A 12,113-nucleotide genomic window follows, 5' to 3' on the forward strand; every position below is an offset into this window, starting at 1 on the left:
ATTCAGGGAGCCTACGCACTGAATCGCCTCGTGTCACGAGTCCGCCTGCCCCGCCTTTGGCCCCACGGGCGGGCCGGGCTGCCGCCGCCGGGGAGGGTGGTACGGCGCCGAGGGCGCGGACGGGGGGTGGGCGCAGCCCGGTCCGACGGCGCCCGCACCGCCCGGGCCCACGGCACCGTGACGCCAGGGGCGCCCCGCCCCTACCGCCCGCGGAAGCGCCGCCGCTCCCCCGCCCCCGCGGGCCGCGTCGAGTCGGCGAGCCGGATCACCGGGTCCCCGCCCGCAGGCCCCTCCCGCCCCGCCACCACGGGCTTCGCCGCCCGCGCGGCCTTCGCCCGGTACTGAGCCGCGTCCGCCAGCCGGAACAACCGCCGGGCCGTCCGCACCGCCCCGATCGGATCCCCCGTGGAGGCCACACCGCAGGCGACCCCGTCCCCCAGCTCCAACTCCCCGGCCCGCACGCACAGTTCATCCGCCACCCGCACCACCTCGTCCGCCGACGGCCCCACCGAGAGCAGGCAGAACTCGTCCCCGCCAAGACGCGCCGCGAGCGCCCCCGGCAGCATCGCCCCACACAGCGACAGCACCGACCCGAACCGCTCCAGCAGCCGGTCCCCCACCGCGTGCCCACGGCTGTCGTTGACCCGCTTCAGCCCGTTCAGGTCGCACACGACCAGGCTCACCACCGCCCCCTCCGCCCGGTGCCGCTCCACCGCCTCGTCGAGCCGCAGATCGACCGCACGCCGATTGGCGAGCCCGGTCAGGGAATCCGTGAAGGCCAGCCGCCGCGCCTCCTCCAACCGCTCCGTCTGGGCGATCCCGGCGGCGACCACGGCCGCGAGCACGGAGGCGAAGTCCGCGTCCCCCCGCGCGAAGGGCGGCGCCCCCACCGGCCGGGCCACGTACAGCTCCCCCCACGCCCGCCCGTGCAGCACGATCGGCGCCACCACGCAACACCCGCGCCCCCTCCTGCGCAGCGCGGCCACCCGCTGATGGCAGTACCCGGCCCGCTCCCGCTCCCCGGGCCCACCCGCCGTCTCCACCCACGCGTGCGGCTCCCCGCCCCCGGCCCAGCGCTCGTGCAGGAACTCGGTGATCTCCGGAAACTGGTGCACCGGGTACGCCTCCCCCTCGGGGAACTCCTCCTCCCCCGGGGCGCGTTCACCGACGTTGGCCAGCACGCGCAGCCGCCCCCGCTCCCGCTCCCACACGGACAGCGCGGCGAAGCTCCCGCCCAGGGCGAGCAGCGCGCCCTGGGCGGCGGCCCGCCAGGACTCACGCGGAGTGTGCGCGGCAGCCATGCCCTGTGCCAGGGCCACAACGGCGCGCAGCCGGACGTCCTCACCCATTGCTCCAGGTTACGGACATTTCACGCATTGAGTACACCAGCGTGCACAAACCCCACGCCCACCCGCCCGCGGGGCCCCGGGACACCCGGGCCCCGGCACCCTTTCCGCCCGTCGTGGGGGTACCCCCTGCCCCTCCCGAGCCCGGGCGAGCTAGAGGACGCGGCCGCAGGCCGATCGACGGCGCCCCGCCCGCCTACTCACCGGGCCACTGCGGCTTCCGCTTCTCGTTGAACGCGGCCACGCCCTCCGCCCGATCCCCGGAGAACGCCACCGACCGCCAGGCCGCGTCCTCGACCTCCAGCCCCGCCCGCAGGTCAAGCCCGTGCCCCAGGCGCAGCGCCCGCTTGGCGGCGCGCAGCCCGACCGGCGAGTTGCCCGCGATCCGCGCCGCGAGGGCGAGGGCCTCGTCCCGGTCCTCACCGTCCCCGGCGACGATGTCGACGAGCCCCAACTCCTTGGCCTCGGCGGCCTCCACGCGCCGCGCGGAGAAGATCAGCTCGGCGGCGCGGGCGGCGCCCACGCGCCGGGGCAGCAGTTGCGTACCGCCGCCGCCGGGGATCACACCGACGGACACCTCGGGCAGGCCGACCACGGCCGTGGGGTCGGCGACGATGATGTCGCAGGAGAGCGCGAGCTCGAACCCGCCGCCGAGCGCGAAGCCGTGGACGGCGGCGACAGTCGGCATGGGCAGTTCAAGGACGCCGGTGTAGGCGCCGCGCGCGACGGGCCGCTGGCGCACCAACTCGGCGTCGGAGAAGGAGTTCCGCTCCTTGAGGTCGGCGCCGACGCAGAAGGCGCGCTCATGGGTGGAGGTGAGGACGACGACGCGGGCGTCCGGGTCGGCGGCGAGCGCCGCGCAGGCCTCGCCGATGGACCGGGCCATGGCGCTGGACACGGCGTTCATGGCCTTGGGCCGGTCCAGCGCGAGCTCGGCCACGTACCCGTGCCGCCGTACCTCCACGAACTCCCCGAACCGACGCTCGCCCATGACCAGTCCACCTCCGGTTAACGACCGTTACCCGGCGATCATGTCAGCCGACGCGCCCCTTGGGTACCCGGCCCGGAGGACGGGTCAGCCGCGCCGGGCGAGCAGCCAGGGCTCGACGATGCCGAGCCCGCGGACGGGCCGCTGCCACATGGGCTGCAGGGCGAAGCGGTAGCCGGGCGGCTCCTCGCCCTCCTTCTCGGCCTTCTCGGCCAGGGCGGCGGCCTCCGTCTCGGAGGCGGGCGCGTCGCCGGTGCGCACCAGCTCCTCGGCGAGCGCGCCGTCGACGAGGACGGCGTCGCGCGGCGCTATCGAGGTGAGCCGGGACGCGAGGTTCACGGTGGTGCCGAAGACGTCGCCCATGCGCGTGGTGACGGTGCCGAAGGCGATGCCGACGCGCAGCTCGGGCATGGTCTCGTCGTTGGCCATGGTCTCGATGAGGCGCAGCGCGATCTCCGCGGCGGTGCCCGCGTCGTCGGCGGCGTAGAGGACCTCGTCGCCGAGGGTCTTGATGAGCCGCCCGCCGTGCGCGGCGACCAGGTCCGCGGCGGTGGTCTCGAACGCCTCGACCAGCTCGCCCAGTTCCTCCTCCTCCATGCGCCGGGTCAGCCGCGTGAAACCGACGAGGTCGGCGAACCCGACGGCGAGCCGCCGGTCGACCATCTCCTCGTCGTCGGCGGCCTGCACGACGCGCCCGGTGGCGGCGGCGAGCTGGCGCCGCCACACGTACACGAGGAACTCCTCGAGCTCCGGCAGGAGCAGTTCCACCAGGGGGTACGTCACCTCGGTGCGGGTCATGCCCGGCTCCGGCGGCTCCGTGAGGCCCTCCAGGAAGGAGTCGATCTGCCATTCGGCCAGGCGGGCGGTGGTCTGTCCGGTGGAGCGCGCCACCTGCACGGCCATGGCCTCGCTGAGCAGCCCCGCCTCCACCAGACCGGCGAGCCGCCGCAGCGCGAGCACGTCGGCCTCCGTCAGCGCCTTGGCCTGACCGATGTCCGGGAAGCCCATGGCCCGCCAGAAGCGCGAGGCCAACTCCATGGAGACACCGGCACTGCGGGCCGCCTGGAACGGGGTGTAGCGGCGGTCCGCACCGAGGATGAGCTGTTCGAGCCGGAGCGCGAGCGGATTCTTGCCCTCGCCGTCCAGATCGTCCAGGCCGCCGTCGTCCACGCCGAGGTCCGGTTCGTCGGGCTTCTCGTCGGGGGCCGGGCTGTCGTCGCCCGCGCCGCTCGCGTCGTTCTCGGGGTACGCCGATTCCGCCGGGCGGGGGGCACCGTCGGGGCCGGGGGGTGTGCCCTGGCCGGAGCCGGTGTCGTCGACGGTCACGCCTGCTGCCCTTCCGATCTGCCGTGGTCAGATATCGACCGGCGCCAACTTTACGGCAGGTGTGCCGCAGCTCACTCCCCACTCCGGCGCGCCGCACCACCCGACCTTCGTCCGACACCCACGCGGAACCGTCGACGACACCGCCCCCGCCCACCCGGGACCGCGCCCCCCGCCGCCCGCGGCGCGCCGCCGCCCCGCCTCACCCCTCCCCGGCCCCCCGCAGATGCACCACGTCGCCCGCCCCCACCGGCTCCCGCACCCCGTCCTCCGTGGCCAGGACCAGGCGGCCGTCGCCGTCCACGGCCACCGCCTCGCCGGTGACGTCCCGGCCGCCGGGGAGTTCGGCGCGGACGCGGCGGCCGAGCGTGGCGCAGCCGGCCGCGTACGCCTCCTGGAGGCGGGTCAGTGACGGGTCGCCCTTCGCGGCGCGCCACTCGCGGTACCAGCGCTCCAGTTCGCGCAGTACGGAGCGCAGGATCGGATCGCGGTCCGTGCCGACGGCCCCGGCCAGCGCCAGCGAGCCCGCTCCGGGGACGGGCAGTTCGTCGGCGCGCAGGGTGACGTTGACGCCGATGCCGACGACGATTCCGCCGCCGCCGACGGATCCGGCGCGCTCCGCGAGGATGCCACCGGCCTTGCGCTCCGCGCCGTCGACCTTGATCAGGAGGTCGTTGGGCCACTTCAGGGCGGTGTCGACCCCGGCGGTGCGGGCGATGCCCGCGGCGACGGCGACGCCGGTGAGGAGGGGGAGCCAGCCCCACCGCTCCACGGGCACGTCGTCCGGCTTGAGGAGGACGGAGAAGAACAGGCCGGAGCGCGGGGGCGCGCTCCAGCGCCGGTCGAGGCGCCCGCGCCCCGCGCTCTGCTCCTCGGCGACGAGCACCGCGCCCTCGGGCAGCTCGTCGGCGCGGGCGGCGAGGTCGGTGTTGGTGGAGCCGGTGGCGGCGACGACGTCGAGGGAGGTCCACAGGCCGCCCTCGCGGACGAGGGCACGGCGCAGCGAGGCGGCGTCGAGGGGCGGCCGGTCGAGGTCGGACCAGCGGTTCGGGGGGTCGTTTGAGTCATTCGGCGGCGTCATGCAAGCCACCCTAGGTGTGGTAAACGCCGCACTGCACAGGCGTATCCCCGCCGATACGCTACGGGTCAGTAGCCAGCTGGCACCGCGTGCCACCAACGCACGCCGTCACCCGCCCCAGTCCCCATTGAGCAGGCAGGGAGCCGCGACCCGATGTCCGAGCCGCAAGAGCCCAACCAAGCCGACACGCCCGACACCGAGATCGACATCCACACGACGGCGGGCAAGCTCGCCGATCTGCGGCGCCGCATCGACGAGGCGAAGCACGCGGGTTCCGCGCGGGCGGTCGAGAAGCAGCACGCGAAGGGGAAGCTGACGGCGCGCGAGCGGGTCGAACTGCTTCTGGACGAGGGGTCCTTCGTCGAGCTCGACGAGTTCGCCCAGCACCGCTCGACGAACTTCGGCCTGGAGGCCAACCGTCCGTACGGGGACGGCGTGGTAACCGGGTACGGCACCGTGGACGGCCGTCCGGTGGCGGTGTTCTCGCAGGACTTCACCGTGTTCGGCGGTGCGCTCGGCGAGGTCTTCGGCCAGAAGATCGTGAAGGTGATGGACTTCGCCCTGAAGACGGGCTGTCCGGTCATCGGCATCAACGACTCGGGCGGCGCCCGCATCCAGGAGGGCGTGATGGCGCTCGGGATGTACGGGGAGATCTTCCGCAGGAACACCCACGCTTCGGGGGTGATCCCGCAGATCAGTCTCGTGGTCGGGCCGTGTGCCGGTGGCGCCGTGTACTCGCCCGCGATCACCGACTTCACGGTCATGGTCGACCAGACGTCCCACATGTTCATCACGGGCCCGGACGTCATCAAGACGGTCACCGGCGAGGACGTCGGCTTCGAGGAGCTGGGCGGCGCCCGCACGCACAACGCGACCTCCGGCGTGGCGCACCACATGGCGGGCGACGAGAAGGACGCCATCGAGTACGTCAAGTCGCTGCTCTCGTACCTGCCGTCGAACAACCTGACCGAGCCCCCGGCCTTCCCGGAGGAGGCGGACCTCGAACTCTCCGACGAGGACCGCGAGCTGGACACGCTGGTGCCGGACAGCGCGAACCAGCCGTACGACATGCACACGGTGCTCGAGCACGTCCTGGACGACGCCGAGTTCTTCGAGACGCAGCCGCTGTTCGCGCCGAACATCATCACGGGCTTCGGCCGCGTCGAGGGCCACCCGGTGGGCCTCGTCGCCAACCAGCCGATGCAGTTCGCGGGCTGCCTGGACATCGACGCGTCCGAGAAGGCGGCGCGGTTCGTGCGCACCTGCGACGCGTTCAACGTGCCCGTGATCACCTTCGTGGACGTGCCGGGCTTCCTGCCGGGCGTCGACCAGGAGCACACGGGCATCATCCGGCGCGGCGCCAAGCTCATCTACGCGTACGCCGAGGCCACCGTCCCCCTCATCACCGTCATCACGCGCAAGGCGTTCGGCGGCGCGTACGACGTGATGGGCTCCAAGCACCTGGGCGCCGACCTGAACCTCGCCTGGCCGACCGCGCAGATCGCGGTGATGGGCGCGCAGGGCGCGGTGAACATCCTGCACCGCCGCACCATCGCGGCGGCCGACCCGGCGGACCAGGAGGCCACCCGGGCCCGCCTCATCCAGGAGTACGAGGACGCGCTCCTGAACCCGTACACGGCGGCCGAGCGCGGCTACATCGACGCCGTGGTCCTGCCGTCGGAGACCCGCTCGCACCTCGTACGCGGACTGCGTCAGCTGCGGACGAAGCGGGAATCCCTGCCTCCGAAGAAGCACGGCAACATCCCGCTCTAGTCCGTGCCGCCCCCGAAGGGAGCCATTGTGATCAAGGTCGTACGGGGCAATCCCACCCCCGAGGAGCTGGCCGCCGCCCTGGCGGTGGTCCAGGCGCGCGCCGCGGCGGCCGCGAACGCGCCGTCCGGCGCGCCCCCGATCCCGGCCGCCTGGGCGGACCCGGCGCGGGTGGCCCGCGAGCGGATGCCCGCACCGGGCGCGGCGGCGTGGAGCCGCACGTACTGGCCGGGGTGACCAAGGCTGTCCGTCCGGCCGGGGTGACCACGGGTGTCCGTGGGGCGCGCGCGATCCGTGCGCGCCCCACGGCCCGGCCCCCGGATCAGCTCCCGAGCACCGACCCGAAGCTCTTGTTCTGGTAGGTGAGCCCGAACGCCTTCTCGCTGAGCGCGTACGCAGAGGTCGCCGTGACCCCGGCGGCCGACCCGCGCAGCACCCAGTTCGAGCCGTCGGACCAGCGCGCGCCGGGGAACACGTCCTCGCCGGTCGCCGCGACGACGACCTCGGCACGGCCGTCGCCGTTCGTGTCCCGCGCGTGGACGGCGGAGCCGAAGCGGTCGTCGTCCTCGGCGGCGCCGGGCACACCCGCGGTGCTCTGGTTCAGGGCCTGCGCGCCGGCGCCGGTGAGGCCGGACGCGGAGCCCTTGAGGAGGGTGACGGCGCCCGTGGCGACGCGGCCGTCGACGTCCTCGGCGGGCGCGCCCACCGCCACGTCCGCGTAGCCGTCGCCGTCCACATCGCCGACCGCGGCGCTCGCGCCGAACTCGTCGGCGCCCTCGTCCACGCCCGGTACACCCGGGCTGTCCTGGTCGAGGACGGTCTTGCCGCCGGTGCCGGGTCCGGCGGGGCCGCCGTAGTAGACGCCCACGCCGCCGCCCTTGCCGACGTTGAAGTCGGTGACGACGACGTCCGCGTAGCCGTCCTTGTCGATGTCGCCGGAGCCCTTCAGGCCGGTGCGGGTCGGAGGCAGGGCGGCGGGCTGGTCGGTGAACTCCATGCCGTCGCGGCCGCCGGACCAGTGCCCGAACCAGCCGTTCAGCTCGTCGCCCTCGGCGTTCTCGATGCCGGAGGCGAGCAGGTCGTCGTCGCCGTCGCCGTCGTAGTCACCGGCGTCCAGGCGCTCGACGAGCCGGAAGCCGTCGGTGTCGCCGAGGGAGAGCCGCCGCTGCTCGGGCGCCCTGGTCCGGGTGAAGCCGTCACCGGACAGGCTGACGGCGCCGTAGTACGAGTGCGTGGCGAGCTGCTGCTTGCCGTCGCCGTCGAAGTCGCCGACGACGACGGACTGGCCGTAGTGCAGGTCGAGGTCCGGGTGCGGCGTCGCCGTGCTCAGGCCGCCGTTGTCCAGCCCGCCCCGGCCGCCCCACAGAACGGTCATGAGCCCGGCGTTGTCGTTCTCGCCCGGCACGCCGACGACCAGGTCGGTGTACCCGTCGCCGTCCAGGTCCCCGGTGTCGTACGCGCCCCCGAACCGGTCCCCGGCCTCCGGGGTGCCGGGCACCTTCGCGGAGGCCTGGCTGAGCAGCGCCTTGCGGCCGCCCTCGACGCCCCGCGCCGAGCCGTACAGGACGGCGACGTGCCCGGCCTTCTTGACGCCGTTCACGGTGGCCTTGGGGGTGGCGAGCACCAGGTCGCCGTAGCCGTCGCCGTTGAAGTCGGCGGCCTCGGGGGCGGCGGGGGCCGCCGCGGCGGTGCCGGACAGCGGGACCAGCAGTCCCGCGGCGGCCGTCACGGCCGTCGCCACCGCGGTCAGGACACTTCTGCGCATCTTGCGCATATCGGTTCGCTCCGTTCCCTGGAAACCCTCGGCTGGTTGACTCCGGGCGGCGGGCGGGGGTTGTACGGGTGAACGGACTCGGGGCGGGAAGCGCGGGAAGTTGAGTACGCGTACTCAGGCGCGGGCCGCGGGCCGGTCGCACCATCGGAGCCATGCTGTGGTCCGACCCGGAGAACGACCCGCCCAAGGACATGCGGGAGATGCAGGCGAAGATGCGCCGCGCTGGTGTCCTGCTCGCCCTCGCGATGGTGGTGGCGATGGTCGTCCTGGGCGTGATCTGAGCCGCCGGGACCGCCCGGGGCGCGCACCATGGCGCCCGGCGGCGCTCGCTAGGCTGACCGCATGAGCGATCAACCCCGCCGTCTCGTCCTCGCCTCCCAGTCCCCGGCCCGGCTCGGCCTGCTGCGCCAGGCGGGCCTCGCGCCCGAGGTGATCGTCAGCGGCGTCGACGAGGACGCGGTGACCGCGCCGACCCCCGCCGAGCTCGCCAAGGCCCTCGCCGTGGCGAAGGCGTCGGTGGTCGCGGCCCGCCCGGAGGCCAACGGCGCCCTGGTCGTCGGCTGCGACTCGGTCCTGGAGCTGGACGGCCGGGCCCTCGGCAAGCCCGCGGACGTCGCCGAGGCCACCGCCCGCTGGCAGGACATGCGGGGCCGCGCGGGCGTCCTGCAGACCGGGCACTGCGTGTACGACACGCTCTCCGGCGAGCACATGGCGGCGACCGCGTCGACGGTGGTCCGCTTCGGCAAGCCGTCCGACGCGGAGATCGCCGCGTACGTGGCCAGCGGTGAACCGCTGCACGTGGCGGGCGCGTTCACGCTCGACGGCCGCTCGGCGCCGTTCATCGACGGCATCGACGGCGACCACGGCAACGTGATCGGCCTCTCGCTGCCGATGCTGCGGCGCCTGCTCGGGGAACTGGGCGTCGGGATCACGGAGTTGTGGACGGACAGGCCCTAGGGGCAGTCTCAGGGGCAGACCCGAGCGGCTGGGCAGACAGACCCGAGCGGCCGCGCAGGCAGACCTACGCGGCCGCTCGGGCAGCCTCAGGGGGCCGCTCAGGCAGTCTGCGGGGCGCCGTTCCCCGGCGTCCCGTCCACGCCCGCCGCGGCCCTCCGGTCGTACGCCACCAGCGGCAGCACGATGAGCCCGAGCACCACCATCATGAAGACGAACGCGAGCCAGCCCACCAGGCCGACCGCGAACGCGCCCAGCAGACCGTGCACGACGGCGGCGCTGATCAGCAGGGGCTTCCCGAAGCGGCCGGGCGCGCGGTCGCGGACGGCGGTACGGGCGAGCGCCAGGCCGCACACCGCGAGGTAGAGCCCGAAGAGGCCGCCCGCGACCCACGCGCCCACGCTCATCGCGTGCGGGTCGAGGCCGCCCATCGACATGTCCTGCTTGTCGACGACGAGCCCGAGGAACCAGTTGAGGAGGACGATCCCGACCGCCTCGGCCCAGAGCGCGATCGCGCCCACCCACGCCACTGGTCTGCGCGCCACGGCGCCCACCCACTCTCTGCCGACCGCTGTTACCGCTAGTACGTGTGAGACATCGGCACGCTACTAACGGGTAAACCCAAGGACAAGGGCTGTACCGCAGGCAAAGAATCCTTGGGCCATTCGTAGGGACTCCACAAAGAATGACCGCGCGCCGCAGCACTGCCTCACAGAGACCTTGACCACACCGGAGGGCTACGCTGCCGGGAAAGGACCCTGCGTACCACGGTGCGACAAGGGATTTCGGGGATCGACAGGACCTCGGATCACGCTCCGTGTGGGCAAGCTCACCATTGGGGACGGGTCGTGAGGTCGTGTCGGCAGTCCCTAAACTCGGCTTGTTTCAAGGAGGGAGCCATCGTGCGCAAGGTGCTCATCGCCAACCGTGGCGAAATCGCTGTCCGGGTCGCCCGGGCGTGCCGGGATGCCGGGATCGCGAGCGTTGCCGTTTACGCGGACCCCGACCGGGACGCACTGCATGTGCGGGCCGCTGACGAGGCGTTCGCTCTTGGCGGTGACACTCCGGCCACCAGCTACCTGGACATGGCGAAGGTGCTCGCCGCGGCCAAGGACTCGGGGGCGGACGCCGTCCACCCGGGCTACGGCTTCCTTTCCGAGAACGCGGAGTTCGCCCAGGCCGTCCTGGACGCCGGACTGACGTGGATCGGCCCGCCGCCGCAGGCGATCCGTGACCTCGGTGACAAGGTCGCCGCCCGGCACATCGCGCAGCGCGCGGGTGCCCCGCTGGTCGCGGGCACGCCGGACCCGGTAGCGGGCTCGGACGAGGTCGTCGCGTTCGCCGAGGAGAACGGCCTGCCGATCGCCATCAAGGCGGCGTTCGGCGGCGGCGGCCGCGGCCTGAAGGTCGCCCGCACCCTCGAAGAGGTGCCGGAGCTGTACGACTCCGCGGTGCGCGAGGCCGTCGCGGCCTTCGGTCGCGGCGAGTGCTTCGTGGAGCGCTACCTGGACAAGCCGCGGCACGTGGAGACCCAGTGCCTGGCCGACCAGCACGGCAACGTGGTCGTCGTCTCCACCCGTGACTGCTCGCTGCAGCGCCGCCACCAGAAGCTCGTCGAGGAGGCCCCCGCGCCCTTCCTGACCGACGAGCAGAACGCCGAGCTGTACCGCGCCTCCAAGGCGATCCTGCGCGAGGCCGGCTATGTCGGCGCCGGGACCGTGGAGTTCCTGGTCGGCGTGGACGGCACGATCTCCTTCCTGGAGGTCAACACCCGCCTCCAGGTGGAACACCCGGTCACCGAGGAGGTCGCCGGGATCGACCTGGTCCGCGAGATGTTCCGCATCGCCGACGGCGAGGAACTGGGCTACGACGACCCGGCGTTGCGCGGGCACTCCTTCGAGTTCCGCATCAACGGCGAGGACCCGGGCCGGGGCTTCCTGCCCGCGCCCGGCACGGTCACCAGGTTCGACGGCCCGTCCGGTCCCGGTGTCCGCCTCGACGCGGGCGTCGAGTCCGGCTCGGTCATCGGCCCGGCCTGGGACTCGCTGCTCGCCAAGCTGATCGTCACCGGCCGCACCCGGAAGGAGGCCCTGGAGCGGGCCGCCCGTGCGCTGGCCGAGTTCGAGGTCGAGGGCATGGCCACCGCCATCCCGTTCCACCGCAAGGTGGTCGCCGACCCGGCGTTCGCGCCCGAACTGACCGGCTCCGACGAGCCGTTCACGGTCTTCACCCGGTGGATCGAGACCGAGTTCGTCAACGACATCCCGCCGTTCGCGCCCGTGGGCGGCGACGCCGAGGAAGAGGACGGCGACCGCGAGACGATCGTCGTCGAGGTCGGCGGCAAGCGCCTCGAGGTCTCGCTGCCCGCCGGTATGGGAATGTCCCTGGCCCGCACGGGGCTTTCGGCGGGTGCCAAGCCGAAGCGCCGCGCGACCAAGAAGTCCGGGCCCGCCGCCTCCGGCGACACCCTCGCCTCGCCCATGCAGGGCACGATCGTCAAGGTCGCGGTCGAGGAGGGCCAGGAGGTCAAGGAGGGCGACCTCATCGTGGTCCTGGAGGCCATGAAGATGGAACAGCCCCTCAACGCCCACCGCTCCGGTACGGTCAAGGGCCTGCAGGCGGAGGTCGGGGCGTCGCTGACGTCGGGCGCCGCGATCTGCGAGATCAAGGACTGAGTACTCCCCAACCCCGCCCCTTCCCGAACCTGGGGGCGCTGCCCCAGACCCCCGCTCCGCGAACGCCGGAGGGGCTGAATTACTTGCCGGTGCGGCAAGGCTTTAGCCCGCCCCGGCTAGTTCCAGCCCGTCCGGCGATTGAGGACGAGGCGCGGAGCACCGATCAGCGGGGGTCCGGGGGCGCAAGCCCCCGGTTTCGGAGAAG

Annotated in this window: 11 protein-coding genes; 5 read left to right on the plus strand and 6 right to left on the minus strand. The window is 73.4% G+C overall.

From position 1 onward, the window contains the following. Positions 1 to 200 precede the first annotated feature (200 nt). From IE274_RS06815 to IE274_RS06830, 4 genes are all read right to left on the minus strand, one after another. A complete protein-coding gene (locus IE274_RS06815) occupies positions 201 to 1,349 on the minus strand; it encodes a GGDEF domain-containing protein (RefSeq protein WP_190114645.1) in 1,149 nt (382 codons plus the stop codon). A 193-nt stretch (positions 1,350 to 1,542) separates the two neighbouring features. Further along, complete coding sequence (locus tag IE274_RS06820; RefSeq protein WP_190114646.1) at positions 1,543 to 2,337, minus strand: enoyl-CoA hydratase/isomerase family protein; 795 nt, start codon at positions 2,335 to 2,337, stop codon at positions 1,543 to 1,545. An 84-nt stretch (positions 2,338 to 2,421) separates the two neighbouring features. Continuing rightward, positions 2,422 to 3,660, minus strand: a complete 1,239-nt coding sequence (locus IE274_RS06825; RefSeq protein ID WP_190114647.1) for an adenylate/guanylate cyclase domain-containing protein — start codon at positions 3,658 to 3,660, stop codon at positions 2,422 to 2,424. Between the two features lie 199 nt (positions 3,661 to 3,859). Further along, a complete protein-coding gene (locus IE274_RS06830) occupies positions 3,860 to 4,738 on the minus strand; it encodes a biotin--[acetyl-CoA-carboxylase] ligase (protein WP_190114648.1) in 879 nt (292 codons plus the stop codon). A gap of 150 nt (positions 4,739 to 4,888) precedes the next feature. Here IE274_RS06830 and IE274_RS06835 point away from each other — a divergent pair, with 150 nt between their 5' ends. Together IE274_RS06835 and IE274_RS06840 are read left to right on the plus strand one after the other, a co-directional pair. Beyond that, entirely contained in the window at positions 4,889 to 6,508 is a 1,620-nt protein-coding gene (locus IE274_RS06835) for an acyl-CoA carboxylase subunit beta (RefSeq protein ID WP_190114649.1), read from the plus strand. Between the two features lie 24 nt (positions 6,509 to 6,532). Further along, positions 6,533 to 6,742, plus strand: a complete 210-nt coding sequence (locus tag IE274_RS06840) for an acyl-CoA carboxylase epsilon subunit (protein ID WP_190114765.1) — start codon at positions 6,533 to 6,535, stop codon at positions 6,740 to 6,742. Positions 6,743 to 6,827: 85 nt separating this feature from the next. Here IE274_RS06840 and IE274_RS06845 read toward each other — a convergent pair whose 3' ends face one another. Continuing rightward, a complete protein-coding gene (locus IE274_RS06845) occupies positions 6,828 to 8,279 on the minus strand; it encodes an FG-GAP-like repeat-containing protein (protein WP_190114650.1) in 1,452 nt (483 codons plus the stop codon). Positions 8,280 to 8,431: 152 nt separating this feature from the next. Here IE274_RS06845 and mmpB point away from each other — a divergent pair, with 152 nt between their 5' ends. Continuing rightward, a complete protein-coding gene (gene mmpB / locus IE274_RS39995) occupies positions 8,432 to 8,560 on the plus strand; it encodes a morphogenic membrane protein MmpB (protein WP_268255557.1) in 129 nt (42 codons plus the stop codon). A 61-nt stretch (positions 8,561 to 8,621) separates the two neighbouring features. Next, positions 8,622 to 9,236 (plus strand): nucleoside triphosphate pyrophosphatase, encoded by a 615-nt coding sequence (locus IE274_RS06850; RefSeq protein WP_190114651.1) that lies wholly within the window; start codon positions 8,622 to 8,624, stop codon positions 9,234 to 9,236. A gap of 98 nt (positions 9,237 to 9,334) precedes the next feature. On the opposite strand, the gene IE274_RS06855 is transcribed toward IE274_RS06850, so the two are convergent. Beyond that, positions 9,335 to 9,778, minus strand: a complete 444-nt coding sequence (locus tag IE274_RS06855) for a hypothetical protein (protein WP_229909281.1) — start codon at positions 9,776 to 9,778, stop codon at positions 9,335 to 9,337. A 357-nt stretch (positions 9,779 to 10,135) separates the two neighbouring features. On the opposite strand from IE274_RS06855, the gene IE274_RS06860 reads away from it, so the two are divergent. Next, positions 10,136 to 11,908: an acetyl/propionyl/methylcrotonyl-CoA carboxylase subunit alpha gene (locus IE274_RS06860; RefSeq protein ID WP_190114653.1), complete on the plus strand. Its 1,773-nt coding sequence runs from the start codon at positions 10,136 to 10,138 to the stop codon at positions 11,906 to 11,908. Positions 11,909 to 12,113 lie beyond the last annotated feature (205 nt).

This window comes from Streptomyces flavofungini (assembly GCF_014650815.1).
Classification (GTDB): domain Bacteria; phylum Actinomycetota; class Actinomycetes; order Streptomycetales; family Streptomycetaceae; genus Streptomyces; species Streptomyces flavofungini.

Coding starts and splice junctions, on each gene's coding strand:
- IE274_RS06820 (WP_190114646.1), bottom strand. CDS start 2,337: ATGGGCGAGCGTCGGTTCGGGGAGTTCGTGGAGGTACGGCGGCACGGG.
- IE274_RS06830 (WP_190114648.1), bottom strand. CDS start 4,738: ATGACGCCGCCGAATGACTCAAACGACCCCCCGAACCGCTGGTCCGAC.
- mmpB (WP_268255557.1), top strand. CDS start 8,432: ATGCTGTGGTCCGACCCGGAGAACGACCCGCCCAAGGACATGCGGGAG.
- IE274_RS06845 (WP_190114650.1), bottom strand. CDS start 8,279: ATGCGCAAGATGCGCAGAAGTGTCCTGACCGCGGTGGCGACGGCCGTG.
- IE274_RS06835 (WP_190114649.1), top strand. CDS start 4,889: ATGTCCGAGCCGCAAGAGCCCAACCAAGCCGACACGCCCGACACCGAG.
- IE274_RS06815 (WP_190114645.1), bottom strand. CDS start 1,349: ATGGGTGAGGACGTCCGGCTGCGCGCCGTTGTGGCCCTGGCACAGGGC.
- IE274_RS06850 (WP_190114651.1), top strand. CDS start 8,622: ATGAGCGATCAACCCCGCCGTCTCGTCCTCGCCTCCCAGTCCCCGGCC.